The sequence below is a fragment of the Hymenobacter qilianensis genome, from assembly GCF_014489555.1.
GTDB classification, from domain to species: domain Bacteria; phylum Bacteroidota; class Bacteroidia; order Cytophagales; family Hymenobacteraceae; genus Hymenobacter; species Hymenobacter qilianensis.
Map to the genome: position 1 here is coordinate 1,645,133 of NZ_CP060784.1, position 18,356 is coordinate 1,663,488.

Annotated in this window: 15 protein-coding genes and 2 pseudogenes; 13 read left to right on the forward strand and 4 right to left on the reverse strand. The window is 49.2% G+C overall.

Features of this window, described 5'->3' with window-relative positions; all coding sequences use genetic code 11:
- Positions 1 to 84 precede the first annotated feature (84 nt).
- The 7 genes and pseudogenes from H9L05_RS07580 to H9L05_RS07610 all read left to right on the forward strand — a co-directional run bounded on the left by H9L05_RS07580 (position 85) and on the right by H9L05_RS07610 (position 7,353).
- Entirely contained in the window at positions 85 to 1,833 is a 1,749-nt protein-coding gene (locus H9L05_RS07580) for an amino acid permease (RefSeq protein ID WP_187733649.1), read from the forward strand.
- Positions 1,834 to 2,002: 169 nt separating this feature from the next.
- Positions 2,003 to 3,075, forward strand: a pseudogene (locus H9L05_RS07585) (DegT/DnrJ/EryC1/StrS family aminotransferase).
- A gap of 16 nt (positions 3,076 to 3,091) precedes the next feature.
- Positions 3,092 to 3,775, forward strand: coding sequence for a WbqC family protein (locus H9L05_RS07590; protein WP_223284803.1), 684 nt, complete (start codon positions 3,092 to 3,094; stop codon positions 3,773 to 3,775).
- A complete protein-coding gene (locus tag H9L05_RS07595) occupies positions 3,772 to 4,731 on the forward strand; it encodes a hypothetical protein (RefSeq protein ID WP_187733651.1) in 960 nt (319 codons plus the stop codon). The genes H9L05_RS07590 and H9L05_RS07595 overlap by 4 nt, the downstream gene beginning before the upstream one ends.
- Complete coding sequence (locus H9L05_RS07600; RefSeq protein WP_187733652.1) at positions 4,728 to 5,714, forward strand: hypothetical protein; 987 nt, start codon at positions 4,728 to 4,730, stop codon at positions 5,712 to 5,714. Before H9L05_RS07595 ends, H9L05_RS07600 begins: the two co-directional genes overlap by 4 nt.
- 40 nt (positions 5,715 to 5,754) lie before the next feature.
- Positions 5,755 to 6,453: a class I SAM-dependent DNA methyltransferase gene (locus H9L05_RS07605; RefSeq protein ID WP_187733653.1), complete on the forward strand. Its 699-nt coding sequence runs from the start codon at positions 5,755 to 5,757 to the stop codon at positions 6,451 to 6,453.
- A 48-nt stretch (positions 6,454 to 6,501) separates the two neighbouring features.
- Positions 6,502 to 7,353 carry a glycosyltransferase family 2 protein gene (locus tag H9L05_RS07610; RefSeq protein WP_187733654.1) on the forward strand — a complete coding sequence of 284 codons (852 nt, stop codon included), beginning with the start codon at positions 6,502 to 6,504 and terminating at the stop codon, positions 7,351 to 7,353.
- A 30-nt stretch (positions 7,354 to 7,383) separates the two neighbouring features.
- Here H9L05_RS07610 and H9L05_RS07615 read toward each other — a convergent pair whose 3' ends face one another.
- Together H9L05_RS07615 and H9L05_RS07620 are read right to left on the reverse strand one after the other, a co-directional pair.
- Positions 7,384 to 8,667: an ABC transporter ATP-binding protein gene (locus H9L05_RS07615; protein ID WP_187733655.1), complete on the reverse strand. Its 1,284-nt coding sequence runs from the start codon at positions 8,665 to 8,667 to the stop codon at positions 7,384 to 7,386.
- A 6-nt stretch (positions 8,668 to 8,673) separates the two neighbouring features.
- Complete coding sequence (locus H9L05_RS07620) at positions 8,674 to 9,555, reverse strand: ABC transporter permease (protein ID WP_223284804.1); 882 nt, start codon at positions 9,553 to 9,555, stop codon at positions 8,674 to 8,676.
- A 284-nt stretch (positions 9,556 to 9,839) separates the two neighbouring features.
- Here H9L05_RS07620 and H9L05_RS07625 point away from each other — a divergent pair, with 284 nt between their 5' ends.
- Complete coding sequence (locus H9L05_RS07625) at positions 9,840 to 10,835, forward strand: lipid A deacylase LpxR family protein (RefSeq protein ID WP_187733656.1); 996 nt, start codon at positions 9,840 to 9,842, stop codon at positions 10,833 to 10,835.
- A 249-nt stretch (positions 10,836 to 11,084) separates the two neighbouring features.
- Here H9L05_RS07625 and H9L05_RS07630 read toward each other — a convergent pair whose 3' ends face one another.
- Positions 11,085 to 12,029 (reverse strand): DMT family transporter, encoded by a 945-nt coding sequence (locus H9L05_RS07630; RefSeq protein ID WP_187733657.1) that lies wholly within the window; start codon positions 12,027 to 12,029, stop codon positions 11,085 to 11,087.
- 192 nt (positions 12,030 to 12,221) lie between these two features.
- Between H9L05_RS07630 and H9L05_RS07635 the strand changes: the two genes are divergently transcribed.
- Positions 12,222 to 12,629 carry an ester cyclase gene (locus H9L05_RS07635; protein WP_187733658.1) on the forward strand — a complete coding sequence of 136 codons (408 nt, stop codon included), beginning with the start codon at positions 12,222 to 12,224 and terminating at the stop codon, positions 12,627 to 12,629.
- Positions 12,630 to 12,666: 37 nt separating this feature from the next.
- On the opposite strand, the gene dusB is transcribed toward H9L05_RS07635, so the two are convergent.
- Complete coding sequence (dusB, locus tag H9L05_RS07640) at positions 12,667 to 13,656, reverse strand: tRNA dihydrouridine synthase DusB (RefSeq protein WP_187733659.1); 990 nt, start codon at positions 13,654 to 13,656, stop codon at positions 12,667 to 12,669.
- A gap of 69 nt (positions 13,657 to 13,725) precedes the next feature.
- Here dusB and H9L05_RS07645 point away from each other — a divergent pair, with 69 nt between their 5' ends.
- The 4 genes and pseudogenes from H9L05_RS07645 (at position 13,726) to H9L05_RS07660 (ending at position 18,322) form a co-directional block, all read left to right on the forward strand.
- A complete protein-coding gene (locus tag H9L05_RS07645; protein ID WP_187733660.1) occupies positions 13,726 to 14,781 on the forward strand; it encodes a CPBP family intramembrane glutamic endopeptidase in 1,056 nt (351 codons plus the stop codon).
- 27 nt (positions 14,782 to 14,808) lie between these two features.
- Entirely contained in the window at positions 14,809 to 15,780 is a 972-nt protein-coding gene (locus tag H9L05_RS07650; RefSeq protein WP_187733661.1) for a phosphatidate cytidylyltransferase, read from the forward strand.
- Positions 15,781 to 16,087: 307 nt separating this feature from the next.
- Positions 16,088 to 17,373, forward strand: a pseudogene (locus H9L05_RS07655) (Glu/Leu/Phe/Val family dehydrogenase).
- 268 nt (positions 17,374 to 17,641) lie between these two features.
- Positions 17,642 to 18,322 (forward strand): phosphatidylserine decarboxylase family protein, encoded by a 681-nt coding sequence (locus H9L05_RS07660; protein ID WP_187733662.1) that lies wholly within the window; start codon positions 17,642 to 17,644, stop codon positions 18,320 to 18,322.
- Positions 18,323 to 18,356: the final 34 nt, after the last annotated feature.

Sequence of the window (18,356 nt, forward strand, 5' to 3'; positions counted from 1 at the left end):
TGCAATAAGCTGCTGTCGGGTTATGCAGCCCCGCCGCAATATTCTTTATCTTTTGCCCCCAAACCTCCGCTTCTCACCTTCCGAATGAGTTCTTTCTCCTCCCTCTTCCGTCGTAAAGACATTTCCGCCATCCTGCAAAACCCGCCCGTCGATACGGCCGTCCACCCCGGCAGCACCGAGGAAGGCGCCCTGGAGCGCAACCTTACCGTGCGCGACCTCACGGCGCTGGGTATCGCTGCCGTCATTGGGGCCGGTATTTTCAGCACCATCGGCAACGCCAGCCACGATGGCGGCCCGGCGGTGTCGCTGCTGTTTATATTCACCGCTATTGCCTGCGCGTTTTCGGCCTTGTGCTACGCGCAGTTTGCTGCCACCATTCCCATAAGCGGCTCGGCTTACACCTACGCCTACGCCTCTTTTGGAGAGCTTACCGCCTGGATAATTGGCTGGGCCCTGATTATGGAATATGCGGTGGGCAACATCGTGGTAGCCATCTCCTGGTCTGATTACTTCACTGGGCTCATGCAAGGCATTGGCTTAGAGGTGCCTGCTTACTTAAGTATGGGTTTTCAGAGCGCCTACCAAGGCTACCACAACGTGCTGGAGCTGATGATGGCCGGGCGGCCGCTCACCGAAGCCTCACCGGCCGATATGGCCGGCTATCAAACTTGGATTGCCGCCCCCGAACTCACTGATTCCCTGCGCCTGGTCATTGATTTACCTGCTTTCGGCATCACGTTCCTCATTACCTGCCTTGTATATGTAGGAATTAAAGAGTCAAAAAACGCTTCCAATCTCTTGGTGCTGCTCAAACTCATTGTGGTGGCAATCGTGATTATTGTAGGCGTTTTCTATGTAAATACCGGCAACTGGACACCCTTTGCGCCCAACGGCGTGAGTGGCGTGCTCAAAGGCGTATCGGCCGTATTCTTCGCCTACATCGGCTTCGACGCCATCAGCACCACGGCCGAAGAGTGCAAGAACCCGCAGCGCGACTTGCCCCGCGCCATGATCTATGCGTTGATTATTTGCACCATTCTGTACGTGATTATCACGCTGGTACTTACCGGTATGGTGTCGTATAAAGAGCTAGGCGTAGGCGACCCGCTGGCTTTTGTTTTCACCAAAGTTGGCCTGCCTAAGCTGGCTGGCTTGGTAGCGGTAAGCGCCATTTTTGCTATGGCTTCGGTGCTGCTTGTGTTTCAGATTGGTCAGCCCCGCATCTGGATGTCGATGTCGCGCGACGGGCTTTTGCCCCCCGTGTTTGCCCGCGTACATCCCCGCTTCCGCACGCCATCGTTTAGCACCATCGTAACCGGCCTATTCGTGGGCATCCCGGCTTTGCTGCTCAACATGGACCTGGTAATCGACCTGACCAGCATTGGTACCTTATTCGCTTTTGCGCTGGTGTGCGGCGGTATTCTGCTGATTGACCCGCACGGCACTTCCGAGGCTCGGTTCAAGGTACCTTACCTCAACGGCAAGTTTCTGGTGCCGCTCGTGGTGCTTGTGGGGGGCTTTTTATTGCTGACTTACAACGGCGAGCAAGTAGCCGAGTTCGGTCGCGCCGTACGCGGCGACAGTGGCTACGAAGGCTTCCGCCACTACATCCCGATGCTGGTGTTCCTGGGCTTCTGCGTGTATCTGAGCATTGCTTCCTTCCGCAACCGGCTGTCGTTGCTGCCGGTGCTGGGCCTGCTCACCAATCTTTACCTGATGACGCAATTGGGCGTGAGCAACTGGCTGCTGTTTTTTGCCTGGCTGGTGATGGGCCTCGGCGTGTACTTTGGCTATGGCTACAAGCACAGCAAGCTGGGGATGAAGAAGCCCTGATGGCTAGTTATGATAGTCTGTATTTAAAAGTCAGGTAGTTACAAGCCATTGTAGCCTGTCGGGGCATTTGCTGCGCGTCAGATAGTTTGTATTTTGTAGTACCCAAACAGGCTCCTTATTATTCCTTTAGCAATTACTACCTACAGCTTTGCTGTCAATTATCCTCTGCATGATTAATGTAACAAAAACATATCTGCCACCCTTAGAGGAATATACAGCATATCTTCAGGGTATTTGGGATAGGACATGGATAACGAACTATGGACCGTTGGTGCTGGAACTGGAGGAAAAGCTAAAGGCTCATTTAGGCGTCAAGCATTTATTCTTTGTTGCCAATGGCACAATAGCCTTGCAAATCGCTATTAAGGCTTTAGAGCTAAAAGGAGAAGTTATCACAACACCGTTTTCCTACGTTGCTACAACCTCCAGCATTGTATGGGAGGGGTGCAAGCCGACATTTGTCGACATCCAGCAGGATACGCTTTGCCTTGATCCACAATTGGTAGAACAAGCTATTACCCCGCGTACGAGCGCCATTTTAGCCACACACGTTTATGGCAATCCCTGTGATGTAGAAGCCATTGAAGCCATTGCGCAGAAGCATCAATTAAAGGTTATCTACGATGCTGCCCATGCTTTTGGAGTGCAATACAAAGGTCAATCACTGCTAAACTTCGGCGATGTATCTACCTTAAGTTTTCACGCGACCAAGCTGTTTCACACAGGGGAAGGGGGGCAATTATTACCGATGATGATGAGCTAGCACATAAGATCTCATATATGAGTAACTTCGGTCACGATGGACCAGAAAGGTTCTTAGGACTGGGAATCAACGGGAAAAATTCAGAATTACATGCTGCCATGGGGCTGTGTGTATTACCCAAAGTGTCCGACTTAGCTCGTCGTAGGCAGGAAATCAGTAAGCACTATGATCAGTTGCTTGATGGCCTCGGGTTGGTGAGGCCACTGATTGCTAAGGATGTACTCTATAACTATGCATATTATCCTGTGATCTTTCCGAACGAAGAAAAAATGCTCACGGTGATACATGCCCTTAACGCTCAGCAGATCTTTCCGCGGCGATATTTTTATCCGCCTCTATCTGAATTGAATTATGTTGAGAAGCAGGAAGGCAAAGTTGCCCAGAGTATCTCCCCACGTATTCTTTGCTTGCCTCTCGCCCATGATTTGTCTAGCTCATCGGTTGTGCAAATAGTTGCTATAATAAAAGAAAACTTATAGAATGAAAATAGCGATAATGCAGCCTTATATTTTTCCTTATATTGGTTATTTTCAATTAATAAATGCTGTAGACAAGTTTGTTATATATGATGATGTTAATTATATCAAGCAAGGCTGGATCAATCGGAACAATATTCTAATTAATGGCGTAAAATCAATGTTCACCATCCCGCTTGAAGGGGCTGGCTCGAACAAGCTCATTTACGAGCTTGCGCCAAAAAATTTAGCTTATTGGAATAAAAATTTTATAAAAACGATTGAGCAAAATTACAAAAAGGCCCCGTTCTTTAGTAAGGCGTTCGACATAGTACGAACTGTTTTTGATTCGAACTATGCTAGCATATCAGAGTTGAATTATTGCAGCATTAAAAGCGTCGTTGAATATCTGGATATAAAAACTCAACTGATAAAAACATCGAGAATATATGAAAACAAAGATTTGCAATCCGAAAAGAGAGTAATAGATATTTGTTTAAAAGAGAGAGCGGAAGAATATATTAACGCAATTGGCGGGACTTCTCTATATTCCAGAGATAATTTTTTGGAAAGGGGACTTAAGCTCTGCTTTTTAAAATCTGATCCTATTGTTTATCATCAATCGAACAAATTCTGTATTCAAGATTTGTCGATGATAGACGTTATGATGTTTAATTCGCCTGCTGTCATTAGTGGATATTTAGCTAAATATAAGCTCATATGAATAGTGTTGGCGGCTATTTCGGACTGGAATTATCTAGAAAGAACGAGTACCACGATAATGCGATCAGGCTGAATACTGGTCGGAATGCTTTAGAATACATAATAAGGGCAAAAGGATTATTGAAAATATATTTGCCTTTCTTTAGCTGTGATGTGTTGCTGGAGCCAATAGAAAGGGTGGGAATAGAGTATGAGTTCTACTCTATAAGCGAATGTTTTGAGCCGATATTCGATTTTAAAAAAATAAAAAAACATCAAGCATTATTATATATTAACTATTTTGGCTTAAAAAACAAATTTATTAATGGGTTGCAAGATATTGCAGGTAATGTAATTATAGATAATTCGCAATCTTTCTTTTCTGCTCCACTTGCGCAGATGGATACATTTTATTCGCCAAGAAAATTTTTTGGTGTTCCAGATGGCGCTTATCTGTATACAGACACTTTATTATTCGATGATATAAAGATGGACACCTCATTCGAAAGGTTCGAGCATCTATTACGGAGGATTGATGTTGGAGCAGAAAATGGATATGATTATTTTATTAAAAATGACAAAAGCTTGTCAGGTAAGCCTATTTTGCAAATGTCTAATTTAACAAGGAGCTTGTTGCAATCAATTGAATATCCTTGTATTATTTTAAAAAGAAGGGAAAATTTCATTTTTTTACATCAATTGTTAAAAAAACATAACACTTTAAAAATTTATCTAGAAGATGAAGATGTGCCTATGGCTTATCCATTTTATTCAAAAAAGCCGAAAGTAAGGAGTCAGCTATTAGCAAATAAGGTGTTTACTCCCATTTATTGGAAGAACGTTCTTTCATGGGTTGATAATAATACTGTCGAGTACGATTATGTTGAAAACATAGTTTATTTGCCCATCGACCAGAGGTATGGCTTAGATGACCTTATAAGGGTCGTTGAACTAATAGAAGATGAATTAGGTAGATGAACCACAACCTTATTTCATTAAGTGCTCCTGAAATGTGGAGTGAGGCATTAAAGGATATTCCCCATTCCTTTAGTCATACATGGCAAAGTTGTTATGCAATGCATTTAACAACTGATTATGACACTTACTTATATAATTTTGTCAGCAATGATATTAAAGTGCTATGCCCTATAGCAATTCGTGAGTATAAAGGGGTTAAGGATGTCGTAACCCCTTATGGTTTTTCAGGTTTTATTGGCAATCGGAGTTGCCTCAATTTCCCAAACTATTGGAAAAAATTTGCATATGAATGTGGGTGGGTGAGTGGATATATTGGATTGAATCCGATATTAGAGAATCCCTCTTATTATGCTGAAGAAGATGTGTTTGAATATAATGAATTATATATCATAAATCTGAGGCTTACAATGGAAGAGCTTTTTCAGAATCTGTCGACGAATAGAAGGCGGCAGCTGAAGACATTTTCTGACAAAAGCCAAAATTTTACATTAGATAAAAATGTTATCAAAGAGTTTTTTCTTAACAATTATCACCAATTTTTTGCTGAGAGAAATGCATCGAGTGTATATAATTTCTCGGAAAACACTCTAAGTTATATTATAGAGTTAGATAACGTTATAATGGTTGGATATAGTGAGGGTAGCAAAATGCAAGCAGTTTCATTGTTTGCTTATACTTTGCATGGAGCAGAATATTTATTCAATATTTCCTTGCCAGAGGGTAGAGATAAAGCTGTTCCACTCATATGGTTTGGTGTGAGCTACTTAAAATCACTCAATATACCAACTCTGAATTTAGGTGGAGGGGTGCAGCGTAACGATTCTATTGCTCAGTTTAAACAGCGATTTGGCGCCGTTATTTGTCCATTGAGGTGCTTGAAACAAGTGTACAATGAACCTGTCTATTCTCAGCTTTGCCTGGAAATTTCTGCTGATCCAAGCGATAAGACTGGCTATTTCCCAGCTTATAGGGAACGTACATAATTGTTTCATGTATAATTTACACTTTCAAACCATAGAATAAATGTTTACCAAAACGGCTAGCTACTACGATGCTCTTTATAATTTCAAAGACTATAGTGAAGCATCTGACCACCTTCATCAACTTATACAATCATATAACCCCAATGCCAAGACGTTGCTTGATGTGGCTTGTGGTACTGGTAAACACATAGAGCATCTAAGAAATAGATATCAGGTTGTTGGTATAGACCTTAATGCTGAATTATTAGAGGTAGCTCACACACGATGTCCAGATGTACCCTTCTACCAGAAGGACATGACCGATTTTGATTTGTCAGTTACTTTCGATGTTGTAGTTTGCTTGTTTAGCTCGATTGCTTATGTGCAAACGGTTGACAACCTGAACAAAACCGTAAAGTGCTTAGCTCAACATTTAAATCTTGGTGGGTTATTGGTAATTGAACCTTGGATTACACCAGATCAATATGTCGTCGGAAAGATAACTGCTAACTTCGTTGATCAGCCTAATCTAAAAATTGCATGGATGTATGTTAGTCAGTTGAAAGATAATACATCAGTTTTTAATATAAATTATATGGTAGGAACACCGGAAGGCGTTAATAATTTTTCGGAGGAACATATAATGGGGTTGTGGACTGATATCGATTATAGAAGTGCGATGGAGAAAGCCTCTGTGGAAGTGAATTATGATCCTAAAGGTTTGTTCGGTAGGGGTATGTATTATGGTGTAAAACAGTAGGTATATTCCAGTTCGAGTAATTCCAACTTATAACTCTAGCTTCTGTAAATGGTAGACATAAGTATTTGGATTACTGCCTATAATCACGAAGAATATATAGCTGAGGCATTAGAAAGCGTGTTAGGTCAATTAACGACCTTTACGTATGAATTGGTCATTGGAGAAGACTTTTCCAGTGACCGAACCCGGGAGATTGTACTTGCTTATAAAGCGCGCTACCCTGATAGGATCAGGTTATATTTGCCCGACAAAAATCTGGGTATGATTCCAATGACAAAGGCCTCGTATGACCTTTGTACTGGAAGATACATTGCTTGGCTAGATGGGGATGATTATTGGATCGATCCATACAAACTTCAGAAGCAGGTTGAGTTTCTTGAAACAAATCCGGAGTTCTCTTTCTGCTTTCACAAAGTGCGTATTATAGATCGAATTAAAGATACTTTTGTTGATTCTGTAGATCCAGTACATAAAGGGATTGATAATACTTTTTCTACGGAGCATTTTTTGCAAGTCTATAATCCTGTTTATACTTCATCGGTACTACATAGAAACGTAGTAGGACACCCGTTGCCAGAATGGTTATTGAGCTTGCCTTTTACAGACTGGGGGTTCTATCTTATCTTATGTAAATATGGTAAGGGTAAGTATTTTAGTGAAACCATGAGTATTTATAGGGTTCACCAACGTGGGGCTTATTCAGGCCAGACAGATTACAACCAGATCTTGCAGATAATCAGCTTTTTTAAATTGATCAGAAATGCTGAATTTAGTCAATATAATAAATACACAAAAAAAGTAATTCAATACTATCGGTATAGGTTATATGAAATAGATTTGAAAAACAGAGATTTTGTAAATGCTATTAAAAACAGATTGTTTTCACGGTTCTGCATATAGTTACGGATGCCTTCCTGTCGATAAATATATTTAGGGTAGAGCCATATGTGTTTGGGTAAGGAAAAAAGGGAACGTTGGGCGAACTACTCCCCACCACTTGCCATACCATTGAATATTAGTGCGATAGTCTTCTAAGTCAAAACTCAGGCATTGCTCATAATCATATAGATTAATAGTAGTATCCTTCAGCACGTATAAGTTTATATAATAGGATCCATCATTGAGGAAATTGCCGGGAATAGTACATTCGCCACTTACCACTCCTTTCTGGCAAATTGTCGCAGTTGAAGCGACATCAAACACACAGTCACCATTATAGGAAAACAGCGTTAAATGGGTGCTAATGAGAATATCATCCGTGAAATTCCAAAATTGGAACCTAATGGTAAGTGGCGTGCGGATATCGAGGGGGGCATCTGGTTGAAGGAGTTGTGGAATAAGCTCAACCAGTTTAAACCGAATCTTGTCATTGCCTGGGGCTTCATTCGGATCAGTCCAGCTTTGTTTTGTTTTGAGCTGCTGATTATCAATTAAGTAACGATTCACTACGTCGTTTACGGGGCCGGTCGCTCTGACTTTGCCATGTTGCAGCCATAGCCCTTTGTCGCAGAGGTTGTTGATGGCTTGCATACTATGACTGACGAAAAGGATGGTGCGTCCGTCGTTGGTAGCTACTTCCCGCATCTTACCCAAGCACTTCTTCTGAAACTCGGCGTCGCCCACAGCCAGAACTTCATCGATGATCAGGATATCGGGTTCCAAGTGTGCGGCTACAGCAAAAGCCAATCGCACGTACATTCCTGATGAGTAGCGCTTTACGGGCGTATCTAAGAATTTTTCTACTCCGGAAAAAGCCACTATCTCATCGAACTTAGCTCGGATCTCGGCTTTGCTCATCCCCAGGATGTAACCGCTCAGATAGATGTTTTCCCGGCCGGAAAGCTCCGAGTGGAAGCCCGTACCCACTTCCAACAGGCTACTCACCTTTCCACGGCCTCGAACAAAGCCAGCGGACGGACGAATAATGCGCGACACTATTTTAAGAAGCGTGGATTTACCTGCGCCATTGCTACCAATGATGCCCCACACCTCGCCCTGCTTTACTTCAAAGTCGACATTCTGTAGAGCCCATAGGGCCTGGCTCTGGGTGGCATTTGGAAACTGGGCGTCGGGTAGCTGAAAAAATGGATCCTGCTGTTTGCGGACCGCTGTGGTCCACCAGCGCTGCAGGTCCTGGAGCAGATAACCCGTGCCAATGGTTCCTAGGCGGTAAACCTTGGATAGTTTCTCAATTTGGATAACTAATTCTGACATATGTTTTTATATCGTATCTATTAGCTTGTCTCCTTGCTTATTAAAAATAAGCAGCGCGGCCAACAAGAGGACAGCCGTAACGATGAAGCTGTAAGCGAAGAGGGGAAAAGTAACCACTCCCTGGCCCAGAAGCGCGCGGCGAAACAACTCAAATAGGGGGGTGAGAGGATTGAGTTGCACAAGCCAGCGCCACTTTTCCGATACGTAGCCGACGGGATAAATCACGGGAGTCAGGAACATGAGCAGACGGGTTCCTAATCCTATCAGGTAGTTCATATCCCGGTACTTTGCCGTCAATACAGAGAAGAATAAGCCTAGCGCGAAGCTTATTGTGCCAACGAGCAAAATGGCTACGGGCGCAAGCAACAGCCATTTAACATCCGGCACTGGTAGGCCCTGAAAAATGAAATAATAGGCCAGCACTAAGATTAGTAACCCGAACTGGATGCCGAAGTTGAATAGGTAACCGGTAAGGCGCGCAACTGGAATAATAAGGCGCGGGAAATAGACCTTGCTGAATACCTGAGCGTTGTCGCGGAAGGTGGATGAGATACTGGTGAACGTATCGTTGAACAGGTTCCAGAGAATAATGCCGGCCAGGTAGAAAAGCACGGGCGGGGTGCCGCCCGTTGAAATGCCGACTACTTTGCCGAAAACGACGACATACGTAATCAGGGTCAGGAGAGGCTGCAGCAACACCCACAGCGGACCCAAAATGGTTTGCTGGTAGACGAGCAGAAAATCGCGGCGCACCAGCCCTGAGGCTAAGTGTCGGTAAGCCCAAAGGTCAGGCAAACTGGTGCCCCACCAACTGGTTTTGGACCCGATTTCCCAGTCCCATTTGTTATCGGTGCGAATAGACATGTGTTGCGTGTGATACTGGCCCATGAGGCCCGGCAGTAGTGCTGAACTAAGAAAGAGGAGCTTTGAAGTAATCAAGCAACTACCCGCTTCTTAGGCGATAAAGAAAGGTAAGGCTGGTTCGTGTATAGACCAAACTACACAAAACGCGTCTGTGAGAAGCAAATGTAGCTGCAGGTTTACGGAATGATGTAAGATGGTTTTAATTAAATACTTGATTATCAAACCTGTTTCTATAAAGCATACAATGTGCGCCAGCTGGCAGATGAACTCCAAACTGAACTGGCCCTAGGCTGCGTACATAGCGCTCTATGCGCTACTGGCTGAGTACTTTGCTGCTGATTTTGACCCTTATTCGGACAGGACGGGCCCAAAAAATGCCCCCCGACAGTAGTGTTGTCAGCCCTGACCATCTCATCGCCTATTCTTTCGCAAACGACGCCTTTTTTCGCACTGACTATTATTTTACCCAAGGCATGAGCCTGAATGTGGTGCTACCCGCGCTGGCCAAGTCGCCGGTAAATAAAATCCTGCTGGGGGGCAAAATGGCGGCCGTGCGCTATCATGGCGTGAAGTTGTTTTATGATGGTTTTACGCCGCTGCGAATACAGGATGCGTTTATCCGGGTGGGCGACCGGCCATATGCTTCCTACATCTATGCTTCGCTGTACCGCATTGCTAATCAGCCCCGACAACGGCAGCGGCTGACTGCCGGCCTCGACCTAGGCTTTATCGGGCCGGCCGCCGGGGCGAAGGGCTTTCAAACCAAAGTACATGAACTGCTGGATGCACCCACGCCGCAGGGCTGGGATTATCAGGTGCGAAACGACTTGGTAATGGGCTACCACGTTGCCGCCGAGAAGCAAATAGCCGCGGGGGGCAAATTCGTGGAGCTGATCGGTACGGCGCGGGCCTCGGTGGGTACGTTGTACACGCTGGCGGCCACTGGCTTGCTGGTGCGCGCGGGGAAAATGAACCCGTATTTCAGCGACCTTGGTGTAAACTCAACAGTGGGCCGGGCTGGGGGGAAAAAACTACAGGTTTTCGCTCAGGGCCGCTTAGAAGGGCGAGTAGTAGGCTATAATGCTACGCTACAGGGCGGAATGCTTAATCGGCAGAGTCCTTATACGCTGAGTGCAAGCCAATTGAAGCGCGGGATAGTGCAGGGCAGCGGCGGTTTGGTGCTCACTTATGGTCGCGTACGCTTCGAGCCATCGGCTACCTGGGTTTCGCCGGAGCTTCGGGGTGGGCGCGCGCACCGGTGGGTTCAGTTTGACTTCTGGGGGCTTTTTAGGCGCTCGGGCTAGGCTCAGGTGCCAGAGCAGGCAAGCCCGACGCAGAGAATCCAGCAGCAATGCTTTGTACGTAGGTTCCAGCATGCCAAAAGCAGTGCGAAATAAGCGTCGTAAGCCGACTGGATGGTGGCGAGCCGTGAAAGCGAACTGGCCCTGGAGCCTAGCACTCGCCGCTTTCACGGTGCTGGGGCTGTTGGTGTGGCGCCACGGCTGGTAGTGGATACTTGGCTAAACAAGGCGGTAAACCAGGTTTTGCGCGGTCTATCTGGCTTTGTTTACCATAAAAACGCCCCCCAGAATGATAATCATGCCCAGGCAATGCAGCAGGTTGATGGTTTCGCCATCCAGCACACCCCAGCCCAGCGCCACGATAGGCACCAGATACGTATTGGAGCTGGCAAAAAGCGCCGTCGATTCCTGAATCAGCTTGTTGAACAGCACCATCGCTACTGCTGTGCTCATAAAGGCCAGCAACGCGATGTAGCCCAGGGCCGACCAGGCGCCGGGCACAGTAGAAAGCTTCACGAGAAAATCGGTGAAGCCGAAAAGGAAAACCAGGGCCGGGCCGCCGATAAGCATGAGGAGCAGGCTGGTAACTGCCAGCGACGGAATACCATGCAGATGGTGCTTAATCACGTTGACACTAACCCCGTAACCCATCGTGGCCAGCACGATGTAGAGGCCGTACCAGGCGTTGCCCAGGCCGGTAGGAGTGGCCGAGCCCCCGCTGCCGCCCAAGCCCATCAGAACCACCGTACCCACAAAGCCGAGCCCGATGCCCAGTGCCCGCAGCGGCGTAATACGCTGCCGGAAAAATAGAGCGCCCACCAGCAGCGTAAACACTACCGTAAGTGCGTTGAGTACGCCGGCCAGCCCCGAGGCCAGCTTGGTTTCGGCGTAAGCAAATAGGAACGCCGGAATAAACGTGCCTACTATGCCGCTCAGCAGCAAATACTTGAAGCGGCTGCGCTCTACGCGTTGCACGTGGCGCAGCCCAAACGGCAACAGCACCAACGCGGCAATGCTCACCCGCGCCGCGCCCAGCTCCAGAGCCGAAAAAACCTCCAGCCCCTTCTTCATCAGAATAAACGAGGTGCCCCAGATGCAGGCCAAAACAACGAGCAACACCCAGGCCGAGGCTGGAATACGTTGGGCAGGCGCGATGGTGGCGGTGGAAGCAGGAGCAATAGGAGGAGCAGTAGGCATAATGGCTACAAAGATCAAAACAAGTACTGAGGTATCGGGAGGATGCGGGTAAGTGGCACTAACTGCATGTGCAGCGCCAGACAAGTAAAATCAATAGTTGACTGGTTAATTATCACGCCGTTCTGTAGACTTGTAGCTGTGAAGATTCTTGTGCCAGACTGCTGCTTTACAACTTATGTTTTGAACCATACTATGGAGCCAACAGAAGCTAACAAATTAGTTGTACAGGCTTATGTAAAAGCCTTTAACCAAGGTGATATGCAAGCCTTACGCACTATTTTTGCCCCCGATGCGCTGGTGTATGGGGTGCTCGGCTGGGGTAGTATGGAGCAAGTAATACCAGTCTGGCAAGAGTTGCATAACGCCTTCAACATTCAGCTAGAGGTAGAGTCTATAATCGCTGAGGGCGATGAAGTGGCAGTGCGCTACACAGAGCGTGGACAATCGATCGGTTCGTTTCGTGGGAGCGCCATTACGGACAAGACGTATGAGATTGTCGCGATGGAACACTTCGTGGTCCGAGACGGCCAAGTTCAACGGCGCTGGGGTGCCCGCGACTCAGCGGCTCAGTTTCGGCAGATGGGCCTATCACTTGGTTAGCCAGAACTAGTCTGGGGGCAAATACCTGACTTCAGCCTTATCCCACCATTACCGGTTCGGCGGCGGCTATTTCTTCCAGAATTTCCAGAATGATTGCGGGCTGCTCGGCGTCTACTAGGCGGGTGCGCCACTGCTTGGCGCCTTCCAGCCCGCGGAAGTATTGGGCATAGTGCCGGCGCATCTCAAACACACCCACGCGCGGTCCTTTCCACTCGATGCTCTTCTCAAAATGCATACGGCACATCGCCACGCGCTCCTCAATAGTAGGCGGCGCCAGCTTTTCGCCGGTGGCGAGGTAGTGCTTTATTTCGCGGAAAATCCAGGGGTAGCCGATGCTGGCCCGACCCACCATGATACCATCGACGCCATAGCGCTCTTTATAAAGCGCCGCCTTTTCGGGCGAGTCAATATCGCCGTTGCCGAAGATGGGAATGTGGATGCGCGGGTTGTTTTTGATCCGGTGAATCAGGGTCCAGTCGGCCTCGCCTTTGTAAAGCTGCGCACGGGTGCGGCCGTGAATGGTAAGCGCCTCAATGCCAATATCCTGCAAGCGCTCGGCTACCTCCTCCACGTTTTTGGTGTCGTCGTCCCAGCCCAGGCGCGTTTTCACCGTCACGGGCAAATGGGTATTGCGCACCACCGCCGACGTCATTTCCACCATCTTCGGAATGTCGCGCAGCAGAGCCGCGCCGGCGCCCCGGCAGGCCACCTGCTTTACGGGGCAGCCGTAGTTGATATCAATCAGGTCGGGGCCAGCGGCGGTGCTGATCGCGGCGCACTCGCCCATCGTAGCTACGTCGGAGCCAAAAAGCTGGATGCCGATGGGCCGCTCATAGTCGAACACGTCGAGCTTTTTCTTGCTTTTGGCCGCGTCCCGAATCAATCCTTCCGAGGAAATAAACTCAGTGTACATCAAATCAGCCCCGTTGGCTTTGCACACGGCCCGAAAAGGCGGGTCGGATACGTCCTCCATAGGAGCCAAAAGCAACGGGAAATCGGGCAGAGCTAGGTCGCGGATGTGTACCACAAGTAGGCAGTTAGAGGAATTTGCGCAAATTTACGACACTTCCAAGTTTCCCGTAACCACCTGTCTGCTATGAAAGGTTTCGTGTCCAGCCGCTTGCACCCATTGCTGACTCTGCTCTTGCTCGTTGGCCTGATGGTGGGCGGCTTGTGCGTAGCCACATTTTTCATCGCTGTTCTGGCCAGCAGCATCTACGATATTGGCTTGCTGGAGATGGGCAACGTCACGCGCCGGCCCGGGTCGCACCCCGATGGCTGGTCGCTGCTTATGCTCAGTCAGGGCCTGACGCTGTTTATTGGCTTTGCCGGTTCGGCATTGGCGCTGGCCTGGATGCAGGGCTACCGCTGGGCCGAGTATTTTGCCCCCCGGCGGCCCACACACAATGAATGGCTGCTGCTCGCTGGAGTGCTCGTTATCGTCAGCCTGCCCGCCATGTCGAGCTTAGTAGAATGGAATGCCAAGATGCATTTCCCGCCTTTCATGCAGGGGTTTGAAACGTGGGCGCGGCAGCTGGAGGATCAAGCGGAAGCCATGACCAAGTCGCTGACGCAGTTCAATACGGTTACGCGTCTTCTGGTGGCTCTGCTGGTTATTGCCATTGTGCCGGCCATTAGTGAGGAGCTGGTATTTCGGGGAGTGGTACAGCGCAATCTGGTGCAGTGGACGGGCAGTCACCACGCCGGTATCTGGCTGGCGGCCGCTATTTTCAGCGCCATTCACTTCCAGTTTTTTGGCTTTATCCCGCGTCTGGCCCTGGGCGTAATTTTTGGCTACCTCTATGCCTGGAGCGGCAATATTCTGGTGCCCATGGCGGCTCACTTCACCCAGAATGCGTTTCAGCTCTTGCTGCTGTACTTAGTGCAGCAGCGCGCCCTGACTACCGATGCCTTCAATCCCGACTCAACCGAGAGTCTGCCCTGGCCGCTTGTATTGATTTCGGCCCTGCTCACGGCTGGCATACTGTATTATCTGTACCAAAAAATGGCCCCCACCGCCGAACCTACTGAGGCTCATACCATTGGCAGCACCGGGGTAGCCGTGCGCGCCGCCGACGCGCCCGTGCCGCATGAGCGCCACACGCTCAGCGGTCGGGGCATTGAGGTCGATGATGACAAGTCGGCTTCCTAACTTTTATCTTCCCTTAACCTCGCTATTTTGCCCCCCACGCCCGCCCCAGCCGAATCCGCTCTGACCGATCAGCCCCCAGGCAAGAAGCCGATGTCCAACCTAGCGCAGCGCGTTATTTTCGGGGCGCTGGGCGCGGTGCTGCTGTTCGGCTGCATCTGGTACAGCGCGTGGAGTTTCGCGGTGTTTTTTGCGTTGGTGCAGGCTAAGATGCTGCTCGAATTTTACCGCATGATGCGCAAGACCGGCTACGCGCCGGTCGCGGCTATGGGAGTAGGAGTGAGCGTGCTGCTCTTCATGGGCGTACACCTGATTGCAGGCGCCGGGCATTACAATACGGAAGGCAATTCGGCCATTCAGATTTACAACGCGGATGCAGCGCCGGGGAGCCCGGTGGCTTTTTATTCGTTCGGCTTTCTGATTCAGCGTGCTTTACTCAGTAGTCTGGTTCTCATCCCCGTCCTGCTGATTTTGCGGGAAATGATTCTGTGGCCGCGCTCAAAAAACCCGTTTGGGAATATTGGGGTGAACCTGCTGGGCCTGTTTTACGTGAGTATTCCGATGAGTCTGCTCAGCGTGCTGGCCTTTACCGATGCTGGCTACGACTTCCGCCGTGTTCTCGCCCTGCTCTTCCTCGTCTGGACCGCCGACATTGGCGCTTACGCCGCTGGCAAAACCATGGGCAAGCACAAATTGGCCCCCAACATTTCGCCCGGCAAAACCTGGGAAGGCTGGATTGGCGGAGCGTTGCTGACGCTGGTGATGGGCTGGGCCTTAGGCTATTTGCTGCCCGATATGCCGCTTTCACACCGCTTAGTGGCTGCGGCTGTTGTAGCCGTATTTGGGGTGCTCGGCGACCTAGCCGAGTCGATGCTCAAGCGTAGCGTAGGCGTGAAGGACTCCGGCCGGATTCTGCCCGGGCACGGTGGCTTGCTTGATCGGTTTGATGCGTTGCTGCTGGTGCTGCCGGTGTTGGTGCTCCTACAGCTATTAGTGGAGTAAGCCTTACTTTCCGGCTTACTAGGGGCAATTCCCAGAAACGCTTCGCATAGCTCTTGTTTCTAATAGTTTATTGCATAAGCTCCACAGCTTTCAACTGTGGAGCTGCAACCTGTTTCGTTGCCTCAAACAGGGCGTAGCGTCTGGATTGGGGCAATTATTGCATAGCAAAGCATCAAGGCGGTTTATTCAGCGTATGCACAAACCTAGTACCTTTGACCACCCCAAACCCAGGGGACATTTACGGCTCCACCCGGCCTTAATGTGCCTCCAATCATAATTCCCACCCTTTTTCAATCATTCCTCCTCTATGGCTGTCACCACGGTGTACAAAGAGCCGGCCCCTATCGTGGACCGCGAAAATCCACTTGAATCCATGATGTCGCGTTTTAATATCGCGGCGGAGATTCTGGGTTTAGACGAATCAACCTACAACGTTTTAAAAGCACCTGACAAGCAGGTAATCGTCAATATTCCCGTGACCATGGACAATGGCCAGATTCGGGTGTTTGAAGGCTACCGCGTAGTGCACAACACCATTCTGGGTCCGTCGAAAGGCGGCATCCGCTACGACATGCACGTGCACCTCGACGAGGTGAAAGCATTGGCCGCCTGGATGACCTGGAAGTGCGCTGTAGTTGATATTCCTTATGGCGGCGCCAAGGGCGGCATCATCTGCGACCCAACGAAGATGAGCGCCGGCGAGATTGAGCGCATGACCCGCGGCTATACGCTGGCTCTGAAAGACGTATTCGGCCCCGACCGCGACATTCCAGCGCCCGATATGGGTACTGGCCCCCGCGAAATGGCTTGGCTTATGGATGAGTTCTCCAAAACCACGGGCGCCACTTCACCCGCCGTCGTGACGGGCAAGCCGCTGGTGATGGGGGGTCTTTGGGCCGGGTAGAAGCCACGGGCCGGGGCGTAATGGTATCTGCCATTGCTGCTATGAAAAAGCTCGGAATGGATCCCACCAAGTCGTCGGCAGCGGTGCAGGGTTTCGGCAACGTAGGCTCGTGGGCAGCTAAGCTGCTCTGCGAGAAAGGCGTAAAAATTAAGGGTGTCTCTGACATCAGCGGCGCTTACTGGAACGAAGAAGGCATTAACATCGACGAAGCTATTGCCTACAAAAACGCGCATAACGGCCGCTTGGAAGGCTACACCGGCGCTACTTCCATGGACCCCGACGAACTGCTGACCAGCGCTGTAGACGTACTAGTACCAGCGGCCGTAGAGGACGTGATTACGGAGCACAACGCTGAGCGAATTCAGGCGAAGCTGATTGTGGAAGGTGCCAACGGCCCTACTTCAGCCAGCGCCGACGATATTATCAACCGCAAAGGCATTATGGTAGTGCCCGACATTCTGGCTAACTCCGGCGGCGTTACTGTGTCCTACTTCGAGTGGGTACAGAACCGCCTAGGCTACAAGTGGAGTGAAGGTATGGTGATTGAGCGCGCAGCGCGCATCATGAACGATGCCTTTGAGAAAGTGTACGCCACCAGCCAGAAATACAAAGTGCCTATGCGTATTGCGGCTTACATAGTAGCCATCGATAAAGTAGCGCAGACGTACAAATTCCGCGGCGGCTACTAAGCCTTTCGTACTCAGCGCCGATATCAGTTTCGTTGGTTAATTAGACCCTATAGCTGAATTGTGCGTATGCAAACAGAATAGCCCTAAAACGGTCTAATTGCTAGCCCGGACCATTTGGTCCGGGCTATCTTTGTCAGGCTTTTGTACATTCGTGACCAAACTCGGCAACAAAACCAGTTTTCTTTTCTGTTTGATTAGTTGAAACCCTGTAGCTGCGCATTTTGCTGGTTGGGTTCATCCTTAGGTCAGCGCAGCTAATCTGCGATTTATGAAGATTCACAAAGAAGGACGACGCATACTATTCTTTACGCTGCTGGCTCTGCTGGCCGTTAATTTGTTGCTGTTTCGGTTTAATAGTCGCAACGAAACCTTCAACTTCATATTTGTAGGGGCATCGGCCGTAGCCTTTTTGCTGCTGTTGCAATTTTTTCGCAGCCCTTACCGCAATCTGCTTACCCACGAAGATCTGCTTATCGCTCCCGCCGATGGCAAAGTAGTGGTGATTGAAGACGTGCACGAGCCTGAGTACTTTGACGATACGCGCAAGCAGATCAGCATCTTCATGTCGCCTATCAACGTGCACATCACCCGTAACCCGATTTCGGGTGTGGTGCGCTATTTCAAATATCACCCCGGCAACTATTTGGTCGCCTGGCATCCCAAGAGTAGCACCAAAAACGAGCGCACTACAGTCGTAGTGCAGTCGGAAGCCGGGCCCATGGTCCTCTTCCGGCAGATTGCCGGCGCTATGGCCCGACGCATTGTATGGTACGTGAGCGAAGGCGACGAAGTAAGCCAGGGCGAAGAGTTTGGCTTCATCAAGTTCGGCTCCCGCGTCGATATATACGTGCCGCTGGATACTGTATTGAAAGTGCAGCTCGGCGATAAAGTGAAGGGCGGCGAAACAGTTATTGCCCAGCTGAAAACGGAAACCCCGAGTCTTTTCTAACCCGCACAAACGATCTGTGATACCCAAAAAAGCC